General features: G+C 35.0%; 22 protein-coding genes. 7 read left to right on the plus strand and 15 right to left on the minus strand.

The features are described 5' to 3' along the window. Positions 1-3: 3 nt before the first annotated feature. The gene (locus NBE98_RS12590) at positions 4-1,383 is read right to left on the minus strand and encodes an NAD(P)/FAD-dependent oxidoreductase (RefSeq protein ID WP_250815330.1); all 1,380 of its coding nucleotides are present in this window, start codon (positions 1,381-1,383) and stop codon (positions 4-6) included. 194 nt (positions 1,384-1,577) lie between these two features. Here NBE98_RS12590 and pgsA point away from each other — a divergent pair, with 194 nt between their 5' ends. Further along, on the plus strand, positions 1,578-2,120 hold the full coding sequence (pgsA, locus tag NBE98_RS12595; RefSeq protein ID WP_250815331.1) for a CDP-diacylglycerol--glycerol-3-phosphate 3-phosphatidyltransferase: 543 nt from the start codon (positions 1,578-1,580) through the stop codon (positions 2,118-2,120). Positions 2,121-2,157: 37 nt separating this feature from the next. On the opposite strand, the gene NBE98_RS12600 is transcribed toward pgsA, so the two are convergent. After that, the gene (locus tag NBE98_RS12600) at positions 2,158-3,153 is read right to left on the minus strand and encodes an HD domain-containing phosphohydrolase (RefSeq protein WP_250815332.1); all 996 of its coding nucleotides are present in this window, start codon (positions 3,151-3,153) and stop codon (positions 2,158-2,160) included. Positions 3,154-3,400: 247 nt separating this feature from the next. On the opposite strand from NBE98_RS12600, the gene NBE98_RS12605 reads away from it, so the two are divergent. The 6 genes from NBE98_RS12605 (at position 3,401) to NBE98_RS12630 (ending at position 11,313) form a co-directional block, all read left to right on the plus strand. Beyond that, positions 3,401-4,279: a DMT family transporter gene (locus NBE98_RS12605; protein WP_250815333.1), complete on the plus strand. Its 879-nt coding sequence runs from the start codon at positions 3,401-3,403 to the stop codon at positions 4,277-4,279. A gap of 251 nt (positions 4,280-4,530) precedes the next feature. Continuing rightward, positions 4,531-5,010, plus strand: a complete 480-nt coding sequence (gene nuoE, locus NBE98_RS12610) for an NADH-quinone oxidoreductase subunit NuoE (protein ID WP_250815334.1) — start codon at positions 4,531-4,533, stop codon at positions 5,008-5,010. Between the two features lie 15 nt (positions 5,011-5,025). Further along, on the plus strand, positions 5,026-6,921 hold the full coding sequence (locus tag NBE98_RS12615; protein WP_432432667.1) for an NADH-ubiquinone oxidoreductase-F iron-sulfur binding region domain-containing protein: 1,896 nt from the start codon (positions 5,026-5,028) through the stop codon (positions 6,919-6,921). A 33-nt stretch (positions 6,922-6,954) separates the two neighbouring features. Beyond that, a complete protein-coding gene (locus NBE98_RS12620; protein ID WP_250815335.1) occupies positions 6,955-8,697 on the plus strand; it encodes an NADH-dependent [FeFe] hydrogenase, group A6 in 1,743 nt (580 codons plus the stop codon). 200 nt (positions 8,698-8,897) lie between these two features. Next, entirely contained in the window at positions 8,898-10,277 is a 1,380-nt protein-coding gene (locus NBE98_RS12625) for a glycosyl hydrolase family 18 protein (protein WP_250815336.1), read from the plus strand. 190 nt (positions 10,278-10,467) lie between these two features. Further along, positions 10,468-11,313 carry a DegV family protein gene (locus tag NBE98_RS12630; RefSeq protein ID WP_250815337.1) on the plus strand — a complete coding sequence of 282 codons (846 nt, stop codon included), beginning with the start codon at positions 10,468-10,470 and terminating at the stop codon, positions 11,311-11,313. Between the two features lie 69 nt (positions 11,314-11,382). On the opposite strand, the gene NBE98_RS12635 is transcribed toward NBE98_RS12630, so the two are convergent. The 13 genes from NBE98_RS12635 to NBE98_RS12695 all read right to left on the minus strand — a co-directional run bounded on the left by NBE98_RS12635 (position 11,383) and on the right by NBE98_RS12695 (position 21,791). Next, the gene (locus NBE98_RS12635) at positions 11,383-12,630 is read right to left on the minus strand and encodes an MFS transporter (protein WP_250815338.1); all 1,248 of its coding nucleotides are present in this window, start codon (positions 12,628-12,630) and stop codon (positions 11,383-11,385) included. 290 nt (positions 12,631-12,920) lie between these two features. Next, complete coding sequence (locus NBE98_RS12640; protein WP_250815339.1) at positions 12,921-13,655, minus strand: CoA-transferase subunit beta; 735 nt, start codon at positions 13,653-13,655, stop codon at positions 12,921-12,923. A gap of 1 nt (position 13,656) precedes the next feature. Then, the gene (locus NBE98_RS12645) at positions 13,657-14,487 is read right to left on the minus strand and encodes a CoA transferase subunit A (RefSeq protein ID WP_250815340.1); all 831 of its coding nucleotides are present in this window, start codon (positions 14,485-14,487) and stop codon (positions 13,657-13,659) included. A gap of 15 nt (positions 14,488-14,502) precedes the next feature. Next, positions 14,503-15,834: a CoA-disulfide reductase gene (locus NBE98_RS12650; RefSeq protein WP_250815341.1), complete on the minus strand. Its 1,332-nt coding sequence runs from the start codon at positions 15,832-15,834 to the stop codon at positions 14,503-14,505. A gap of 109 nt (positions 15,835-15,943) precedes the next feature. Further along, entirely contained in the window at positions 15,944-17,089 is a 1,146-nt protein-coding gene (locus tag NBE98_RS12655; RefSeq protein ID WP_250815342.1) for an ABC transporter substrate-binding protein, read from the minus strand. A gap of 15 nt (positions 17,090-17,104) precedes the next feature. After that, complete coding sequence (locus tag NBE98_RS12660; protein WP_250815343.1) at positions 17,105-17,359, minus strand: EutN/CcmL family microcompartment protein; 255 nt, start codon at positions 17,357-17,359, stop codon at positions 17,105-17,107. A gap of 107 nt (positions 17,360-17,466) precedes the next feature. Further along, the gene (gene pduL / locus NBE98_RS12665) at positions 17,467-18,135 is read right to left on the minus strand and encodes a phosphate propanoyltransferase (protein WP_250815344.1); all 669 of its coding nucleotides are present in this window, start codon (positions 18,133-18,135) and stop codon (positions 17,467-17,469) included. 14 nt (positions 18,136-18,149) lie between these two features. Beyond that, positions 18,150-18,422: a BMC domain-containing protein gene (locus NBE98_RS12670; protein WP_250815345.1), complete on the minus strand. Its 273-nt coding sequence runs from the start codon at positions 18,420-18,422 to the stop codon at positions 18,150-18,152. 15 nt (positions 18,423-18,437) lie between these two features. Then, positions 18,438-18,812, minus strand: coding sequence for a BMC domain-containing protein (locus NBE98_RS12675; RefSeq protein ID WP_250815346.1), 375 nt, complete (start codon positions 18,810-18,812; stop codon positions 18,438-18,440). After that, positions 18,799-19,077: a BMC domain-containing protein gene (locus tag NBE98_RS12680; protein WP_250815347.1), complete on the minus strand. Its 279-nt coding sequence runs from the start codon at positions 19,075-19,077 to the stop codon at positions 18,799-18,801. The genes NBE98_RS12675 and NBE98_RS12680 overlap by 14 nt, the downstream gene beginning before the upstream one ends. Before the next feature lie 18 nt (positions 19,078-19,095). Beyond that, positions 19,096-19,425, minus strand: coding sequence for a BMC domain-containing protein (locus NBE98_RS12685; protein WP_250815348.1), 330 nt, complete (start codon positions 19,423-19,425; stop codon positions 19,096-19,098). A gap of 15 nt (positions 19,426-19,440) precedes the next feature. Next, positions 19,441-20,982 carry an aldehyde dehydrogenase family protein gene (locus tag NBE98_RS12690; protein WP_250815349.1) on the minus strand — a complete coding sequence of 514 codons (1,542 nt, stop codon included), beginning with the start codon at positions 20,980-20,982 and terminating at the stop codon, positions 19,441-19,443. 17 nt (positions 20,983-20,999) lie between these two features. Further along, the gene (locus tag NBE98_RS12695; protein ID WP_250815350.1) at positions 21,000-21,791 is read right to left on the minus strand and encodes a class II aldolase/adducin family protein; all 792 of its coding nucleotides are present in this window, start codon (positions 21,789-21,791) and stop codon (positions 21,000-21,002) included. Between the last annotated feature and the right edge of the window lie 17 nt (positions 21,792-21,808).

Raw genomic sequence — 21,808 nt, forward strand, 5'->3', positions numbered from 1 at the left:
TTTCTAGTTATATTTTTTCGCTAAAATTCTTCCTACATGTACTCCACTTGCTGAAGCCTGTGAAAGCGAGTGTGTAACTCCTGAACCATCACCAAGAACGTATAAACCTTTAATATTTGTCTCTAAATCATTATTAACTTCTACCATAGAATTATAAAATTTAACTTCAACACCATATAAAAGGGTATCTTCATTCGCTGTTCCTGGAGCAATTTTATCTAATGCATAGATCATTTCAATAATATCATCCAGCTGCCTTTTTGGCAAAACAAGGCTTAAATCTCCAGGAGTGGCATTAAGTGTTGGCCTTGTAAAACTCTTTGCCAATCTATGTTCATTAGTTCTTCTTCCTTGGACTAAATCTCCAAATCTTTGAACTAGTACTCCACCACCAAGCATATTGCTTAGCCTTGCAATTGATTCTCCATACTCATTGCTGTTTTTAAAAGGCTCCGTAAAATGATTTGAAACCAATAGTGCAAAATTTGTATTATCTGTATGAAGCTCTGGATTTGAATAACTGTGTCCGTTAACAGTTACTATCCCATTTGTATTTTCATTTACAACCTCTCCGTGAGGATTCATACAGAAGGTTCTAACAAAATCAGAGTATTTTTTAGTCCTGTATATAATTTTACTTTCATAAACCTCTTTTGTTATATGTTCAAAAACAGCCGCAGGAAGCTCTACTCTAACTCCAATATCCACTCTGTTGCTTTCTGTACTTATCTTAAGCTTTTTACACATTTCAGAAATCCATTTCGAGCCAGAGCGGCCTGTTGCAATAACTAAATCTCTACAAGTATAAAGTTCATCCTTAGTTTTTATAAAAAACTCATCGTCACTCTTGCCTATTTCAATAACTTCTCTATTAAATAAGAAGTCAACCTTATCCTTTAAAAAATCGTATATATTATTAAGAATAACTAAATTTCTATCAGTTCCTAGATGTCTCACCTTAGCATCTAGAAGGTGTAAATCATATTGAAGCGCTTTACTTTTAAGCTCTGTGTGGGAAGTGGAATATAGTTTTGCATCAGCTCCACCCATACTGCAGAGCACTTCATCAACATAGTTCATAAGCTCGATTGCATTATCTCTTCCTACATATTTATAAAGCTCTCCGCCAAAATTATTTGTTATATTGTACTTTCCATCCGATAAGCTACCTGCACCGCCATAGCCATTCATTATATTACACACCTTGCAATGAATACAAGTTTTTATTTTATTTCCATCTATAGGACACACTCTTTTATCAAGACTATTGCCTTTTTCTATTATTAAAATATTAATGTTCGTATTTTTCTTTATAAGCTCGTAAGCAGTAAATATGCCACTAGCTCCTGCACCAACTATTACAACGTCATAAACCTTATTCATATTCATCCCTCCCCAAAATTATAGTAACAAAAGAGACTTATATAGTCAATAGAATCTACGAATATTATTTTGACGTATATGAGTTTTATTCGTATATATATTAAATCATGTAATTGTGTTACTATATTGTCATAGTCAGTCTCAATCTCATATATTAATATATAATTAATAAGTAATTTGAGCGGAGTGATGCTATGAATATACCTAACATGCTTACATTTCTCAGACTAGTATTAATACCAGTCTTTATCATTGTTTTCTTTTCCGGAAATCCTAACAGCCTTTTATATGCTATCGCTATATTTTTAATAGCAGGAATAACAGATTTTTTAGATGGATACCTAGCTAGAAAATACAAATTAATAACCAAAATAGGCATCGTATTAGACCCTCTTGCAGATAAGCTTATGCTCCTTACAGTCTTATCCTGCCTTGTAATAGGGTTTTATATTCCTATATGGGTACTTATAATAATTGCTTCAAAGGAACTTTTTATGATTTTCTCTGGTATCTTTCTATATAAAAAAGGTACTGTCATACCTTCGAACATTTTAGGTAAAGCATCTACTATATTTTTTTATATATCGATTTTTATTCTTGTATTTAATGATAAAGTAGGGGCATGCCTCTTATATTTATCAGTAGGTATAGCTATTGCCGCACTTTTCAATTACTCAAGACTATATACAAAAAATAAAAAAGCAGATGAGGATGTATCATCTACCTTAAACCAATAAGGGCTTATCTCAAAATATAGAGAAAGCTCTTTTATATTTATATAGCTTCATCTTGACTATTAAGGCTTAAATTAACAATTTCTTTTACAAACAAATCTACTAATTCAGGATTAAATTGCTTTCCTCTTTCTTCAAGTAATATTTCAATAGCCCTATCTCTTCCAAGACTCTTCCTGTATACTCTGTTTGACACTATTGCGTCATAGGTATCAGCAATAGCAATAATCTGTGAACCAATCGGAATCTCTTCTCCTCTTAGCTTGTCTGGATACCCTCTTCCATCCCACTTCTCATGATGGTGTTTAATTATTTTTGCAATATCATCAAACCCATCTATCTTGCCAATTATATCAGCACCTATAGAAGGATGTGTCTTCATTATCTCATATTCTTCAAATGTAAGCTTATCAGGCTTATTTAAAACATTGTCCCTAACTCCAATTTTACCTATGTCATGGATTGTTGCAGCTATTTTAATCTTATCAATTTCTTCCTCGCTAAGTTTTAAATTATTACATAGCAAAGCTACAAACCTTGAAACATTTTTAGAGTGCTCACCAGTATATTCATCCCTGGCATCTACAGCTTCTGCCAATGCTGATATAGTTGATAAGTATGTAGATTCCATCTTAAGCTTTAAGTTGTATTGTTCCGTTACATCGTGAATAATAAGTATTGCTCCCTCTATTTCTTCAGATTGCTCAGAGACAATTGGATTAATTAAAATATTTAATACCCTCTTAATCCCTGTTGTATATGAAGTATACTGTTCATTATTAATTTCTGATGAAATACCATTGAAAGATTTTATAATACCCTGATAAATATTAGAGCATCTTATTGTATCAAACTCAAGCATGTTAAGCCCTACAGTATCAGTAGATCCTAAAATAGTTCCAACAGCCGGATTTACATACTCAATTATTCCCTGGTTGTTTATAATAACAACTCCCTGCTGTGTTAGCTCAAGCACAGAAGACCTCAACTTATAAAGCCTATTATTAGTTTCATTATTATCTTTAAAGTCTATCATAAAATGTCTCCATCTCTTAATTTAGTTGCTACCCAAAATAATAAACTATAATTATTATCATTCCATATCTATTTAGCAAAATTACCATGAATTATATATTACGTTTATATTAATTCTACCAATATGTTAAAAATCCTTCTAAGTTTTAAGTAATAATAGCAATCTTTAGCAAACACTAAATATATTGTATTTAGTGTTTGACACAAGAAATATTTTTTGACAGAATACTCTAAGGAGGAGGATTTAAATGTCTAATGCTAAAATTTATTTTTTAATGGTACTCTGCACAATATTCTGGGCTGGGGCCTTTATTGCGGCCAAGCTCTCATCACCGTTTATACCACCTTTCACTCTAACGTTTTTAAGATTTTTCATAGCAACTTTGATTCTTTATATAGTTATTAAATATAAAAAACAAGAAATATATAAACTTAAAATAAAAGATTTTCCTATATTTTTATTTACCGGATTAGTTGGAATGTTTGGCTATCATGTTCTGTTTTTTATAGCCGTTAAATATACATCAGCTATAAATTCTTCTATTATTGGAGCTTCAAACCCTATAATAACATCCATACTAAGCATAATTTTTCTTAAAGATAAGCTTACTTATAAACGAATCTTAGGAATTATTCTATCTTTTACCGGCGTATTTTTAACTTTGACAAATGCTAATCTATCTGTTATAAAATCCTTTTCCTTCAATTATGGAGATATAATAATGCTGTTAGCAGTCTTTATGTGGGCATCATATGGAGTTTTTAGCAAATGGGTTATGCCTAGATACTCTCCAATAATATTAACCTTTTATAGTTTTTTGTTTTGCACTATTTTAATAATACCTTTTGTTGTATATGAGATGCCCTGGGAACTTATCAATTCTATTCCTTATTACTCCTTTATAGCTGTAATATACATGAGCATTTTCCCATCAGTCGTAGGCTATCTCGTTCAACAGATATCTATAAAACAAATAGGTCCGAGCAAAACATCAATTTTTATAAACTTAGTCCCCATATTTTCAATAATTCTTTCTGTATTAATACTAAAAGAAACCTTAAATCCTATCAAACTTCTAACTGCCGCCTTAATAATATTAGGCGTATATATATGTCAAAAAAATTAATGTATTAAAGCACGAAGCTTAACCTAGTTTTTGTGCTTCTTTTTATAACCATTCTTTGTTAGTCGAAAAATGTTATTTTAATTTTCAAAAAAACCTTAATTTTTTGTTAAATCTCTAGTATAATAGTTAAGTAGAGTTATAAGTTATTCTGTTAGGTGATTGTATTTAAACAATTACCTATTAACACGGCTAACTTTGTTAAATTTTAGACAATTTTTACGGTATAGCTCATGTATAAAGGAGGAATTAAAATGTGCAAAAGTATCCTCGTTGAGGAAAAGTTCCACGAGCTGGAAGAATTCATAAAAAGCCTTCCTGATAAAAAAGGTGCTTTGATTGAGGTTCTTCATAAAGCCCAGCATATTTTCGGTTATTTGCCTGAAGAAGTACAGATCTTTGTTGCAGAAAAACTGAATATACCTACATCTAAAGTGTTTGGCGTTGTAAGTTTTTATTCCTATTTTACTACTACACCTAGAGGAGAATATGTTGTGAATGTTTGTATGGGAACAGCATGCTTTGTTCGTGGTGCTGCCAATGTATTAGCAGAGTTTGAAAAACAGCTTGGCATAAATGTTGGACAAACTACATCAGACAACAAGTTCACAATCGAAGTACTTCGTTGCGTTGGAGCATGCGGTCTTGCCCCGGTAGTTACTATAAATGACAGAGTTTACGGCCATGTTACTCCAAACGATGTAAAAAAAATATTAGCTGAATATCAGGATTAATTAGGGGGGATTAACTTGAACAAAATAAGTTCTTTAGCTGAACTTCAAAAACTAAATAAAGAAAATAAGCCTCTTCTTGAACTGAGGCAGCTATCTCATGATCATATACCTACGGAAACAAAGTCAATAGAAAAGAGAGAGATTTTAGTATGCGGCGGAACCGGCTGCAAAGCCTCTAGAAGTGATCAAATAATTAGAAACCTAAATAGATATATAGACTTAGCTGGTCTTACAAATAAAGTTCATGTATCTATCACAGGATGTTTCGGCTTCTGCGAAAAAGGTCCAATAGTTAAAGTAAGTCCTGACAATGTATTTTACGTTCATGTAAAGCCTGAAGATACTGAGGATATAGTTAGAGAGCACTTAGTTAACGGCGAGGTAGTGGAAAGACTTTTATATGAAGAACCAACAATAAAGGAAAAAGTCAAAAGACAGGATGAGATGTCCTTTTATGGAAAACAGCATCGTATAGCACTTAGAAACTGCGGACTTATAAATCCTGAAAACATAAACGAATACATCGCTGAAGATGGCTATATGGCTCTTGCAAAAGCATTAACTGAAATGACTCCTGATCAAGTTATACAAACTATGATTGATTCAGGCTTGAGAGGTCGTGGAGGCGGTGGCTTTTCAACAGGTCAAAAGTGGCTATTTACAAGAAGAAGTAAAGCTGACCAAAAATATATTATATGTAACGCTGACGAAGGAGACCCAGGAGCATTTATGGATCGTTCCATACTTGAAGGAGATCCTAACAGTGTTATAGAAGCTATGGCTATAGCAGGCTATGCTATAGGTGCATCTGAAGGCTACATCTATATAAGGGCAGAATATCCTCTGGCCATAGAAAGACTTAGAAAAGCTATAGACCAAGCTCGTGAGGTAGGTCTTTTAGGAAAAGATATTTTAAGCACAGGCTTTGATTTTGATATAAAAATTAAATTTGGTGCCGGAGCTTTCGTTTGCGGTGAAGAAACAGCACTCATTCACTCAATAGAAGGAAGTCGTGGAGAGCCAACTACAAAGCCTCCATTTCCAGCAGTAAGCGGACTATGGGAAAAGCCTACCTGCGTTAATAACGTAGAAACCTTTGCCAATATACCTCCTGTTATACTTAATGGCCCAAGCTGGTACAGCTCAATGGGAACAAAAACCTCTAAGGGTACTAAGGTTTTCGCTCTTGCAGGAAAGATAAACAACGTTGGTCTTGTTGAAGTCCCTATGGGAACAACTCTTAAAGAAATTATTTATGATATCGGAGGCGGAATAAAGAACGGTCGCAAATTTAAGGCAGTACAAACTGGTGGTCCTTCAGGTGGATGTATCCCTTCTTCCATGCTTGATATTCCAATAGATTATGAATCGCTTAACAGTATAGGCTCCATGATGGGCTCAGGCGGAATGATTGTTATGGATGAAGATAATTGCATGGTTGATATAGCTAAGTTCTATCTTGAATTTACAGTTGATGAGTCTTGTGGAAAATGTACTCCTTGTCGTGTTGGAAATAAGAGACTACTAGAAATTTTAACCAGAATAACTCAAGGTAAAGGAACTGAACAAGATTTAATAGACTTAAAGGAACTTGCTGAAACAATAAAAGATACTTCACTTTGCGGTCTTGGCCAAACAGCTCCAAATCCAGTATTAAGCACTATGAAATATTTCATGGATGAATATGAAGCTCACGTTAGAGAAAAGCGCTGCCCAGCAGGAGTTTGCCAATCACTTCTGCAATACTATGTAACTGATAAGTGTATAGGTTGTACAAAGTGTGCTAGACAGTGTCCAGTAAGCTGTATAAGCGGAAAAGTTAAAGAAAAGCATGTTATTGGTCAAGACAAGTGCATCAAGTGCGGTGCTTGTTTAACTTCCTGTCCAGTAAAGGCAATAGTTAAAAGATAGCCATAGGTATAATTTTCGAAAGAGGTGAAGATTTTGAGTTTAGTTACTGTAACAATAAATAATAGGCGGGTGCTAGTAGAAGAAGGTACCACAATACTAGAAGCAGCAAAGCTTTTAAATATAAAGATTCCTACTCTTTGTCACCTGAATTTACATGATACTAAAATGGTTAATCAGACAGCTTCTTGCAGAGTTTGCATGGTCGAAGTTGATGGAAGAAGAAATCTTGCTCCAGCTTGCGCTACTCCAGTTTTTGATAAAATGGTAGTTAGAACTAACAGCATTCGTGCAATACACGCTAGAAGAACTGTTGTTGAACTTCTTTTATCTGACCACCCAAAAGACTGCCTAATATGTGAAAAAAACACAAACTGTGAACTACAAGCTCTAGCAGCCGATTTAGGGGTTCGTGAAATTCCTTATAAGGGGGAAATGTCAACTTATGAAATAGACGATTCCAGTTACTCCATAGTAAGAAATCTTGATAAGTGTATACTTTGCAGACGATGCGAAACTATGTGCAATAAGGTTCAAACGGTAAATGTTTTATCAGGAATTGAAAGAGGCTTTCAAACAGTTGTTGCCCCTGCTTTCAACCTTCCGATGACTGATACTGCCTGCACCTTCTGCGGACAGTGTGTTGCTGTATGCCCAACCGCTGCCTTAACAGAAGTTAATAACGTTCCAAAGGTTTGGAGAGCTTTAAAGAACAAGGATAAGTATGTTGTAGTTCAAACAGCTCCAGCTGTTAGGGTTGCTCTCGGAGAAGAATTTGGTTTGGAGCCAGGAACAGTGGTAACAGGAAAAATGGCTTCTGCTTTGAGAAGCCTCGGCTTTGATAAGGTATTCGATACCGACTTTGCAGCGGATTTAACCATTATGGAAGAGGCTTCAGAGTTTGTTCACAGACTTAAGCACGGCGGGAAGCTTCCAATACTAACAAGCTGTTGTCCAGGCTGGGTTAAATTCTTTGAGCATCAGTTCCCTGAACTTTTAGACATACCATCAACCTGTAAGTCTCCTCACGAAATGTTTGGAGCTATAACAAAGACATATTTAGCACAAAAATTAGGTATTGATCCTAAAAATATAGTTGTAGTTTCAGTTATGCCTTGCCTTGCAAAGAAGTATGAAGCTGCAAGACCTGAACTTTCAAATGAAGGAAATCAAGACGTTGATATAGTTATAACTACAAGAGAGCTTGCTAAAATGCTTAAAGAAGCTGGAATAGATTTTAACTCCTTAGAGGATAGTGATTTCGATCATCCATTAGGAGAATCAACTGGAGCCTCTATAATATTTGGCGCAACAGGCGGAGTTTTGGAAGCTGCTCTTCGTACAGCTTACGAGTGGCTGACTGAAGAATCTCTTGAGAATGTAGAATTCCATGCGCTAAGAGGTTTAGACGGTGTCAAAGAGGCTTCAATAAAAATTAATGACATGGATGTTAATGTAGCTGTAGCTCACGGTCTTGGAAATGCAAGAAAGCTACTAGAGGCAATAAAATCTGGAGAAGCCAACTATCACGCAATAGAAATAATGGCATGCCCTGGTGGATGTATAGGGGGCGGTGGTCAACCTTATATCCATGGAGACGTTGAAATTCTAAAAAAACGTGCTGCTGGAATATATAATGAAGACAGAGGCAAGATTAAGAGAAAATCCCACGAAAATGAAGCTGTATTAAAGCTTTATGAGGAATTTTTAGGTGAACCTTATGGTGAAAAAGCTCATGAACTGCTTCACACCCATTATATAAAAAGAGAGAAACTATAAAATACTGTAATAAATTAAAGGATGAGGCTTCTGCTTCATCCTTTAATTTATTACAAGTCCTGAAAATAATGGTATATCTTATTATTTTAATTATATGTTAACATATATTACTTGTGGACTAGCATATGCTTCATACTGTAATATGGGCTTAGAACTTATACTTGTACCTAAAAATATAACATATCATGCAGGAGGATTCTATGAAGTTTTCCAAAAAAATTATTTCTGTGGCAGCTTTAGCAACCTTACTTATTCTAAGCTCAACTAATCATATTAAAAACACTTCTAATAGTAAAATAGTTGATACTAAAACAGTGACTTCAATAGCAGATAGTGTGAGCATAGCAAATGATAAGTCAAATTCTCAAAATAATGAAAGTAATTCAGTACCCTCCAATATAACTAGTAGTCCTATTGCAGCATCTGTTCCTAATCCTAACACTAAAATTGTTACTAGTGATAATTCCAATGCTACTATCAATAAAAGTAGTAATAGCACAGCAATAAAAACTTCAAAAAACTCAGCCTCAACATCGGTCCCTAAAACAGAAACAAAATCTTCAGAAGCTTCTTCTAAAGCTCCAACTCCGCAGCCAGTACCAACTGAACCCAAACCTGCTCCTATAAGCAAGCCGTCCTCGGACAAGCTTATATTAGGTTATTCTGTAGATTGGAACCAGAGTTCATTATCCTCTTTGACCGCTAATAGTTCATTAATAGACGAAGTTGCAACTCATACTTATATAGTAACTCATGAGGGAACTCTTACTGGCACTGCACCTGCTAGCCAAATTTCTTTTGCAAATAAAAATGGAATCAAGACTATAGCAGTAGTTAGAAATGAATTCAACTCGGAACTAGCACACGATGTACTAACTATAGCTCCAGTAAGAGCTAATTTAATTAAAAACATCGAGGCCGCTTTAGCTGCAAATAATTATAAAGGAGTAAACATAGATTTTGAAATATTAAAGCCTGCCGACAGAGATGCTCTTAGCAATTTTATGAAAGAGCTATATACCACCCTTAAACCTAAAGGCTATATTGTATCAATAGCAGTTCAACCCAAAAGGTCAGATTCTGAAACCTGGGTTAAAGCCTTTGATTATGCTACGCTTGGAGAATATTCCGATCAAGTTGTATTAATGACATACGATGAGCATTACCCAGGAGGAACCCCAGGCCCCATAGCTTCAGAACAATGGGTACAACAAGTAGTTAACTACGCATCAAGTAAGATACCAAAAAATAAACTTCTTTTAGGACTTGCAGCCTATGGTTATGATTGGACTGTTAAAGACGAAAAAACTATTTCAACAAAATCATTATCAATTCAATCTGCTTACAGCACAGCGTCAGCAAATGGAGCCAGCGTGTTATGGAATGATGTCGCAAAGGTTCCGTATTTCACCTATAATGATAGCAAAGGTAGCCATACTGTATATTTTGAGAATAATATGAGCATTGCATATAAGCTTAACATAGTTAACAACAGCAATTTAAAAGGCATTGCAATTTGGCGTCTTGGTCTTGAAGATTCAAGATATTGGACAACCATAAAGCAAAAACTTAATAAGTAGTATTGACCCCAGGCAAACACGCCTGGGGTATTTTGTTAACAAAATGTTTTCTATATAACTTATATGAATGGCAGTAATAATGTTATATAATTAACATTGCATGCATATATTTTTATCATGCTTTTATATATTTTTATATTAAGTAACTATATAACAAACTATTTATACTTTTAAAAAAGGAGGTAGTAGTGTGAGTAATGTAAAAATTTTTACAGACAGCACTAGTGATCTTACCCCAGAAATTATAGAAAATAATGATATATCTATTGTTCCTTTATATGTGAACTTTAACGAGACAAGCTATATAGATGGTGTAACTATTACCACGCCTGAGCTTTATAAAAAGATTGAAAAACTAGGGATGCTTCCTAAAACTGCCGCAAATTCTCCTGCAAACTTTTATAAAGCTTTTAAACCTTATATTGATGATGGACAAGATATTGTCTTCATAGGGCTTTCATCAGAACTATCCTCACATCTTCAAAATGCTAAACTTGCAGCAAGTGAATTTCCTGAAGGCAGGATACACATTGTTGATTCTTTAAACCTTTCAACAGGCATCGGTCTTTTAGTAATGAAAGCAGTAGATTTTAAAAATCAGGGATTAGATGCTGCTGAAATAGCTGAAAAGGTTAAAGAATTAGTTCCAAAAGTTAAAACAGCCTTTGTTATAGATACCTTAGACTATTTGTATAAAGGAGGCCGCTGCTCTGCCCTTGCAAATTTTGTTGGTGGGGTTTTAAAAATTAGACCTGTAGTTAAAGTTGTAGATGGAAAGATGATCCTTGCTCAAAAACTTATGGGTAAAAGAGAAAAATCTTTAAATACAATGCTTAACAATGTTATAAAGGAAAAAGATAGGATAGATACTGAAAGGATCATGGTAACTCATTCTATAAGTAATGACGCAGAGTATTTAATAGAGGAGCTATCAAAAAATATTGAAGCTAAAGATATCATTGAAACTCAGGCAGGCTGCGTAATTTCAAGTCACTGCGGCCCAAATACTATAGGAATTCTATATATAGAAAAATAAAATTTAGAACAAATAAAAAACCCTCTTCATGAGGATTTTTTATTTGTTCTTATAATAATCAATAGATGGCTATTCTTTATTGTTTTGCATTTCATAACCTCTAAGCCATCTCATAAACGCACTTGAAATAGAAGCCAAAATAAAACACATAATCCAAAGCTTTCTTGTACCATAAGCATCTATAAACCTTCCAAAAATCGATGGTCCAAAAGAAAATCCTACTCCTGTAATTAGTGGTATAACTGCATTGAATCTTCCTCTATGATTTATAGGTGAATGGTTTGCTATATAAACTCCTGCATTTGTTGCCTCAAGTATCTCACCTAAGGTATAAATTACCGCTGCCACTATATACAAGAAAAAGCTATTTACGAAACCAAGCATTCCAAAACCTACTGCATAAAATAATGAAGCAAGCGCTACATTTATTACCGGTTTTATATTCATAGTTGCTTTAATTATAAAGGTTGTACAAATAATGATGGTTATGCCATTTGTAGCCATTACAAACCCGAAGTATTTTGAACCTAAGTCACTGCCAAAAGCTTGTGTCATTTGAATAGGAATTACAAAACCTATAGTCGAATATACAAAAGCATTTATTGTTTTGCCAACCAGAAATAAGGATAAAGACGGTCTTTTTATTAAAGCTATAAGAACATTTGAATCCTCAGCAGACTCATCATCTTCTATAGATTTACTCTCTTCAATTTCTTCTCTGGTCGGAGCAGTATCTTCAATAAATAGAAATAACACTATCAAAGTTATAACTATAGAAACAGTATTTCCTAAAAATATTAAGCTCGTATGGTTTCTATACAAAAATCCTGCTATCATAGGACCTATAGAAAAACCTAAGTTTATTCCAAGATATAATAGAGAAAATGCCTGCTTTCTATTATGTTTATTAGTTAAATCTGTTACCATAGCAGAATTGGCTGGTTGCGCAGCGCTCATGAAGAATCCTGCTGTAATCAAAAGTCTTGGCACCCATATAGAATCTCCTAAAAACGCACAAGGTGCAAAACACAAAGCTGCAAAGCCTTGAAAAATCATAAATAATTTTTTACGCCCAAAATTATCTGTAAGCTTACCTCCAATCAAAGAACCAGCAGCTTGCGCAAAAGCACTTATCATAAAATAATCTCCAGCTGCCTTTTTACTAAACCCTATATGTTCAGTTAAAAATAAAGTTAAAAACGGATAAACAAAATTGCCCATGGCATTTACTACACGAACCATTGACAAAATATAGATAGATTTTGGAAGGCCTGAATAAATATCTAGTTTATTAAAAGCCCTTTTAGTTAAATTCATATTAGTCCCCCTATAATACTTATTAACATCTAATTTTTATTTTCTTTCCCCTTTTTACGCTGCATTAGTAATTATTATTTTAATATATTAGCTTCTAAAACACCATGAAAACTTAAATAGATACTAAAATAAAAAGCTCGAGAGAAAAGAGAATTGTGTTTACTTTAAACACTATTTCTTCTACTCGAGCTTTATTATTTTTTGGAGGTGAGTATAAGCTTATTGTTTGTAACGCAAAAGAATATATACCTAATTAGCTTATATACTACAAATAGAATTTATAAATCACTTTAAAATTCCTTACTTCTATAATCATGAGGGTCTATTCGCTTTAATACTTTCAACTCTTCTTCAGTTGGAGGCTCAGTAAACTTTATCTCACTGTAGTTTACCTTAAACCCTGTATTTTCTATTACTTCCTCTAGAGAAGAAGTTGGATGAATGCTATCTAACCATAGCTGTCCATCTTTGAATTCAAATATACATAATGGGGTAACTATCTTATAAAGATTTCCTCTTGTAGTTACAAAATCAACCTTTTCCACAAAAGTTCTCTTATCGTGCTTTGTTCTCCAAATTACAGCTTTTTTAGCTGTTGGAATAAGTACTGCACTTCCAGCACCGCCTGGGAGTCTTACCTTGGGCTTATTATAATTTCCTACTACAGAGGCATTTACATTTCCATTTACATCAAATTGGATTCCGCTTAGAAAAGCTACATCTAACTGACCTCTCATGGATAAGTCAAAGATTTCAGCTAGAGGAAAAATCGCCTCGCCAGTACTCCATAAATCAAAACCTGCTGAAGAGTAGTGTGCGTCTTTAATAACTTTGGGATTTACCCCGCCAGGAATATTTAGATGTACTAGATTTGGAGCATGAAGGTTCTTGGCTAAACTCATAGCAACCATAGGCATATGTGAAGATACTCCATGAAACACCTTTTCTCCATCCTTTAACAGTCTCGCCAAAGCACAAGTCATTATATCGCTTACTCTAAGGTTGTTCTTATGTGCTGTGTTCATTTTAGTACCTCCTTCCTATAGTTTTTCTATCTTTAGCTTCGTAAACTTTTAAATATTCCTCTAAGCCTTTTTCATCTTTCATAGCTATAAATTTATTTAAAACCGACTTATCAATATCATATTTTTTAGGGCATGAGCACGGTGCAGCTCCATTTTGCACATGTACTACTGCTGATACTAGGAAATGTGGTATGTCAACAAACTCTGCATTCATAGCCATCTTGCTCTCTGGAACTATTTGCTCCGTTGTAACAATAAGCTTCTTAGAAGCCCTGCTTATTAAAACATCATCAAACTTAGGACCATAAATTCTACAGTTTCCTTTAGCATCACATTCTTGAACATGTATTACTCCCACATCCGGATTAAGAGCTTTTACAAGCGTTATAGGCTCTCCGCTAAATGGGTCTTCAACTACTTTAAAATAATCATTGTATGCTAAAAGGTCACCATACATAAGTCCCTTTACAGCCATAAATGGAACTCCATAAGCCGCTGCTCTTAATGCGCTTATAACCGTATAACAAGCATGTTCATTAGCCTTAACTACTCCAGACTGAACAGCCTTTCTATAGTGGTTAGCCAAACCATACTCTGTCTCATAGCTTATAAATCCAGCATCTACACTTTGCACGCAGCCTGCAGCACAAAGTATATCTACCTCGTGAGCTCCTGCAGTTTTAACTACCTTTAGCTCTTTTTTACCTTGTCTTATTAGTTCACGTGTATAAGCCATTGGTGCTCTATGAAGTACGTTTCCTCCAAAAGCTACCATATCTCCGTCTTTTACTATGCTGCCTGCTTCTTCTAATGTTATCACTTTATCTATCACTTATCTTCACCACCATTATTTCGCTGCATTGCAAGCTATATGAACCGCATCCCATACACCTGCAAAAGGAGGTGCATAGCTTAAATCAACCATTCCTAAGTCTTCTGTTGTCATGTTATTATGAATAGCAATTGCAAACATATCTATTCTCAAAACAGCACCTTTTTTTCCAATAGCCTGTGCCCCAAGAATTCTATGCGTTCTTTCTTCGTAAATAAGCTTAATCCATATTGGAGTTGGATCTGGATAGTAGGCAGGATGATCATTTGCCTTTACAAATACTGTTTTATAATCTAAGCTTAAAGCTTTAGCTTCATTTTCTGATAATCCTGTTCTTCCTAGTTCATAGTCTAAAACCTTAATAGCAGCACTTCCTAGGGTTCCAACATATTTATTGTGCTTGCCCATTATGTTTTCTCCAGCTATTCTTCCACATTTATTAGCCGTTGTACCAAGAGGTATAAAGGAGTTCTCTTCTTTAACCTTATGATAAACCTCTGCACAGTCCCCTGCAGAATATATATCCTGTATATTAGTTCTCATTTCCCTATCTATTATAACTGCACCATTTCTAGCTAAAGCTATTCCTGAGCCATTTAGAAAAGCTGTAGCTGGTCTTACCCCTATAGCTAGAACTACAAGATCTGCTTCATAAGTTCCTTTATCAGTTCTCACTGATGAAACGGCTTCATTTCCTAGTATTTCTTCTACCTTCTCACTTAAATTTAAGCTAATGCCTTCCTCAGCCATTCTCTTTTGAACCATATCTGTAAGTTCAGTGTCAAATGGTCCAAGAACTCTTGGTGCAAGCTCCACTATTCTCACACTTTTTCCTGTGTGACATAGAGTTTCAGCGACTTCTACACCTATATAGCCTCCACCAACTACCACAATGTTCTTTACGTGGGATTCTTCTACTGCCTTTTTAAGTATTAAACCATCTTCTAAGGTTTTTAAAACATAAACTCCCTTTAAATCCTTGCCTTTTAATGGTGGTACTACAGGAACTGTACCTGTAGATATCATAAGCTTATCATAGGAATCTATAAAAAGTTTTCCCTGTTCTAAATCTTTTACCATTACCTGCTTTTTTTCTGGTACTACTTTAACAATTTCATGTCTAAGATGAATTTTCATACCTGTCTTTTCAAACTCTTCTCTAGTTCTAGCTATCATCTTAGTGTAATCGTCATTGATACCAGCCACATAGTATGGAAGACCACAAGCTCCATAGGAAAGGAATGAGCCTTTTTCATAAACTACTATTTCTGTATCCTTATTTACTCTTTTTATCTTCGAAGCTGCAGACATGCCTGCTGCCACCCCTCCAATAATTATAACCTTCATAACTTCACCGCCTTGTACTATCTTGTTGCTGCTGCCAAATATCAAAATATAAATTTAACTTAACCGGGCAGGAATATATAAATATATAAATATATAAATATATAAATAATTAATCTATACTATTTATTTTTTCTTCTGCTTGTCTCAAGCATTCTTTTATAGTAATTTCATTGTTAAAAGTCTTAGAAATAGCTTCATAAAGCATTCCAAATTTATCTCCAGCTTTTAATAGCTGTGGTAATGGACGTGCATAGTGCTCAATAAGCTCAAGATGCATATCATACCAATTGTATTTGTTTCTGTCCATTAAATAGCTGGACTTTCTTACAGGGGATCCCGCATAGCCTCCAACTATTCTATCTACTTCTTTAGAAGTAATATATTTTAAAAACTCGTTAGCTTCTTCTTTCTTATTTGATAAATTATTTATAGCAAAGCTCCAGGTTACATTCCAGGAGGTTTTTAACGCCGCAAAACCAATGTCTTCTATATCTTCACAGCCATCTCCAAGAACAACTCCTAGCTGACCTCCCCAGGTTACAGCAAAAACGCTTTGCTTATTTTGAAAAGCCCTTTTGACTTCATCATTCCCAAAGCTTCCTGTATTATCAGGTGCAAAAGCCTTTAAACTTAAATACTTTTTAAGAGCCTTTTCACCCTTTTCATTATTAAACTCCGGGGTTAGTGTGGTTTCATTAATTACTTCTATTCCTTCATTTCTTAAATAAGGTATAAAATCTAAAAATATTTCGCTTGGATGCGCCTTAAGCACTATACCCTGCATTGTGTTATAACCATTGCAGGAAGCTGCCATATCTATAAGTTCATCTGTAGTCATAACTTTTTGAGGAAGCTTTCCCATCACTTTTTCCACTATAGACTTTCTATAAAGCACTACGTGTCCATCACAGAAGGATGGGTAAAGATACTGAGCTCCTTCAAGTTCTATTTCTTTTCTTATTACAGGCAGGATATCCTCGTAACCATATTCTGAAGTTTCATCTTTCTCTACAGCTGCAAGATACCCTTTGTTTATAAAATCTTTCATCCAAAGATGTCCTGCTACCATTACAATGTCATATTCCCTTTTTCCTTCAAAAGCTTCAATCATTGTACCATAGTATTCAGTAAAAGGAACTATATCAAAATCAACTTTAAAGTTTCCTTTAAAGTTAGATAATATATTATATCTTTCGTCCGTATAAGCATATACAGCTGGATCTCCAACAGCTAAAACCTTTAACACTTTGCTCATAACTATCTTCCTTTCCTAGAAGCTAGGCTCTTTATCTAAAATTCCAACTACAATAGCATCTACTGGCGCTTCCTTGCTTAGAGCATATTTTGTCATTTCTCCCTTAGTTATTAAAACAAGTTCACCTATGCCCGCCCCTATAACATCAGCAGCTATAAAGTAGTCCTTGTTACTACCATAAAAAGGTTCTATAACAAGAAGCTTTAACCCCTGAAGGCTATCATACTTTCTTGAGGATACTACTGTACTGACTACCTTTCCTACTACCACTATCTTACCTCCCTTTAGGAAATCAACACCTTAAATCAAAAAGCGCCCTGAATTTTTCCTTAATTAAATTTATAGAAAACCCCTGGGGGTTTTCTATAGCTTTTTTATTATTTATTTTTAACTATTTCTACTAGATCACCGTTGCTTATTAAAAATGCATTTGCTTCATCTACATCAATATGCATATCAAGTGCATAATCCTCTCTTACTCTTATAAGAACCTTATCAAATACTCCGCCTCTTGGCGTGTGTACCTTAACACTTACAACTTCACCATCTGAAACGTTATATTCAGCTGCATCTGCTGGAGTCATGTGTATATGCCGTTCAGCTACTATGCAGCCTTTGTCGATTGCTAAGCTTCCTTTAGGGCCAATTAGAACTATGCCTGGTGTATTATCAATATTACCACTGTCTCTTACTACAGGTTTTACTCCCAATACCCTTGAATCTGTTGCACTTATTTCAATTTGAGTTTCTTTTCTTATAGGTCCTAAGACTCTTACGTTATCTATCTTACCTCTAGGTCCTTGAAGCGTAACTTTTTCTTCTGCTGCATACTGACCTGGCTGAGATATATCTTTTACCTTTATAAGTTCATGACCTGAACCAAATAGAGTTTCAAGATGTTCCTTTTTAAGATGTAGGTGTCTCGCTGAGATACTTACTGGTACTAAGCTTTTGTCCTTTTTAATCTCTATTCCTAAAGCTGAAGCTTCTTTTACTACGATTTCTGTTATAAGCTTAACCATTTCATTTTGAGAGTTATTTATCATTAACCATCACCCTATTATTTCACTATAGGAAGTATCTTATCTATATCACTATGAGGTCTTGCTATTACATGTGAAGCTACTAATTCTCCGACTCTCTGAGCTGCTTCTACTCCAACTTCAACTGCAGCCTTAACTGCGCCTACATCACCCTTAACTATTACAGTTACAAGTCCTGAACCTATTTTCTCAGTTCCTACAACCTCTACATTTGCTGCTTTAAGCATTGCATCTGCTGCCTCTATTGCTGCTGTTAATCCTCTTGTTTCAATTACTCCTAGTGAATTCATTTAATAATTCCTCCTTTATTCTTCATTTTCTTGCTTAAATTCTTCATTACTTTCTTCAAGTTTTTTATTCTTTTTCTTTTTTGGTAACTCCTTTGTTTTAGACACTTCATTTTTAACTATAAACTTCATAATTTCTTCGTGCGGCCTTGTAATTACAACTGCATTTTTAAGGAAATCTTCCCTGCCTTCACATACTTCTCTTGCAGCCTCAACTGCTGCTTGAACATTGCTTATAGATCCACCTACAATTATGGTAACAAGTCTTCCACCCAATGCCTTTTCACTGCCTAAAAACTCTACCTCTGAAGCCTTACACATAGCATCCAACACCTGAAGGGCAAGGGTGTAATACTTAACATCAACTATTCCAACTGCTTCATATTGCTTCATTTATCCTATCCCCTTTCAAGTCAATAAGTGGCTTTGCTATAGAGTGAACCGCTACAAGTTCTCCTGTGCTTTGAGCAGCTTCAGCACCATAATCTAACGCTTCTTTAACTGAAGCTATATCACCTTCAATTATTGTAGTAACCAAACCAGAACCTATTTGTTCCTGCTTGACTATATCTACATAAGCCATCTTCAGCATCATATCTGCTGCTCTAAGAGCTGCAGCATACCCTCTTGTTTCAATAATTCCAATAGCTTTACTCATTTTCTTCACTCCTATCAACTAAGCCTGCTTACACTTAACTTTGCCAGTGTGAAGAAGCTTTTCAAGTTCCTCAGAATAAGAAGTTATGCAATGTATTACTATCTCTTCCTCTGGTATATATCTTAATGCTGCTTCCTTTGCAACCTCTAATGCTGTCTTTACATCACTTATATCTCCAACAAATTTAACTTGAACTACTACAGGTATAAAAGCATTATCTCCTGCTTTTGGATTATTGCAATCCATTGCTAGTATTTTTATGTTGGCTGCCTTACAAGCTTTATCCATAGCTGCTAATGCTACACTGTAGCCTTGTACCTCTAATAAACCTAATGCCTTAAAATCCATGTTTTTCACCTATCGCTATACTATTCTAAATCCACCTTCAGCAAGAACACATCTGCGTTTCCTTGTGAAGTTTTTAGCTGAAGTTAAGCCTTCTCCTGTTGGTCCTGCAATAGACATCGTTGTATATCCTTCTCCTTCAAATCCAACTCCTGCTAAAGAGGACGCATTCTTTACAAAAATTGTAGTTCCTATGGCTCTAGCAAACTTTGTTAGGTTGTCCACATTTTTTGAGTGCATCATAGCAGTATGCCTATTACCATGTTCAGCTTCTACAGCTAAGTCAATAGCTTCATCTACGTTTCTAACTCTTACTATTGGCATAACTGGCATCATCTGCTCTAATTGAACATAAGGATGATCAAATTCTGCTTCAAAAATTAATAAATTAACTTCCTTGTCTGTTCTAACACCCAGCTTTTCAAGGAAAAGTGAAGCATCCTTGCCTACCCAATCCTTCGCTACATGATATTCTCTCTTGTTATCTAAAGAACAACCTCTAGCTACTTTATTAACGTTCTCTTCTAGAGCAAACTGCATTACAAATTCTACTTCTCTCTTGGAAAGCATATATGCTCCATTATTTAGCATGTGGAATATGAGTTCATCAGCTGCTTTGTCTACTACGAAAACTTCTTTTTCTGCGATACATAAGATATTGTTATCGAAGGAAGCTCCCTTTATAATCTCCTTAGCAGCATGTTCTAAATCTGCAGTCTCATCAACTATAACCGGTGGATTTCCTGCTCCAGCTCCAATAGCCTTCTTACCTGACTGCAAAAGTGTTTTTACAAGCCCAGGTCCACCTGTTCCAACCAATAGCCTTATCTTTGGATTTGTTGTAAGTTCCTTTAAAGTATCCATGTTTGGAATTCTAACCATATTAACTAGGTTTGCAGGTCCGCCAGCTTCTACTATGGTTTTATTTAAAAGTTCTACTACATATGCACAGGAATTTTTAGAAGAAGGATGTACATTGAAAACAACTGTATTTCCACCTGCTATCATTCCTATAGAGTTGTTTAAAATAGTTTCAATTGGATTTGTAACAGGTGTAACTGCTCCTATTACTCCGAATGCTCCATTCTCTACTATTGTCAAACCGCTGTCTCCTGAAAAAGCTTCTGTTTTTAAGTCTTCTACGCCAGGGGTTTTAGCTGCAACTAATTCTAATTTAGCTAATTTATCTCTATATTTACCAAGCTTTGTTTCGTCATAAACCATTTTAGCTAAGGTTTCTTTATTGCTTAATATCATCTTTCTAATAGCATTTATAATTCTTTCCCTATCATCTAAATTACACTTTTTAATAAAGTTCTTCTGCGCTTTATCAGCTGCTTCTATAGCCTCAGCCATATTTTCAAAGACTCCGCTTACGGGAGGAAGCTTGCTGTAATTTGAAGTTGATTCAGGGTTAACAATATTACTTGGAGCAATTTTTATTTCCTTTAAAGCCTCAACCTGCTGCTTTGCTTCACTTACTCCTTGGATACCGGATATGTTTTTCACTACTTGTTCTATTATGCTTTGCAAGTCTTTTTCTGTTATATTTACACTCAACAGTGCCACCTCCTACTCTAGCCTTTTAATCCTCTCAATACTTGTTCTGTTACCTTAGCTACTATAACTTTAATAGCTTCATCCTTATCTATTTCTTTATCTACTTTACTAGTCTTTGGTTCTTCTATCTTACATGGAGGTACTCCTCCACTTTTTATTCCCATCTTTTCTCTTATTTTCAAAAGCTCATCTACTTGATTGCAGCTTAGTTCATTTGACTTATTTATTATCTTGCCTGTATACATAAGTATAAGTGCATAGTGCTCTAATGATTCCATTCTATGGTAAGCTTCAATCGGGTCACTTCCCCAGGTTAAAGCTCCGTGGTTTGCAAGAAGTACAGCATTATAATCCTTACAATAAGGAGCAATGGAATCTGGCACTTCTTGAGTTCCTGGTGTAGCATATGGTGCTACAGGCACATTCCCAAGAAGAACTACTGCTTCTGGAAGCACTGCCTTATCAAGCTGTATTCCTGCTATAGCGAAAGAAGTTGCTACAGGTGGGTGAGCATGGCACACTGCATTTACCTCTGGGTTTTCATTATATACCCTAAGGTGCATTTTAACCTCTGAAGAAGGCTTGCATTTTCCTGAAAGCACATTTCCCTTCAAATCCATTTTAACAAGCATATCTGGAGTCATAAATCCTTTGCTTACTCCTGTTGGAGTGCACCAAATTGTATTTGGTCCGACCTTTACAGATATGTTTCCATCGTTTGCAGCAACAAAGTTTCTGTTGTACATTCTCTTACCTATTTCACATATTACATTTTTTGCTTCAAAGTCTGAGTAATACTTTTTCTGCATTATTTTCCTCCCCTCTC

The organism is Clostridium swellfunianum, assembly GCF_023656515.1.
In the GTDB taxonomy this organism is placed as follows: domain Bacteria; phylum Bacillota; class Clostridia; order Clostridiales; family Clostridiaceae; genus Clostridium_AT; species Clostridium_AT swellfunianum.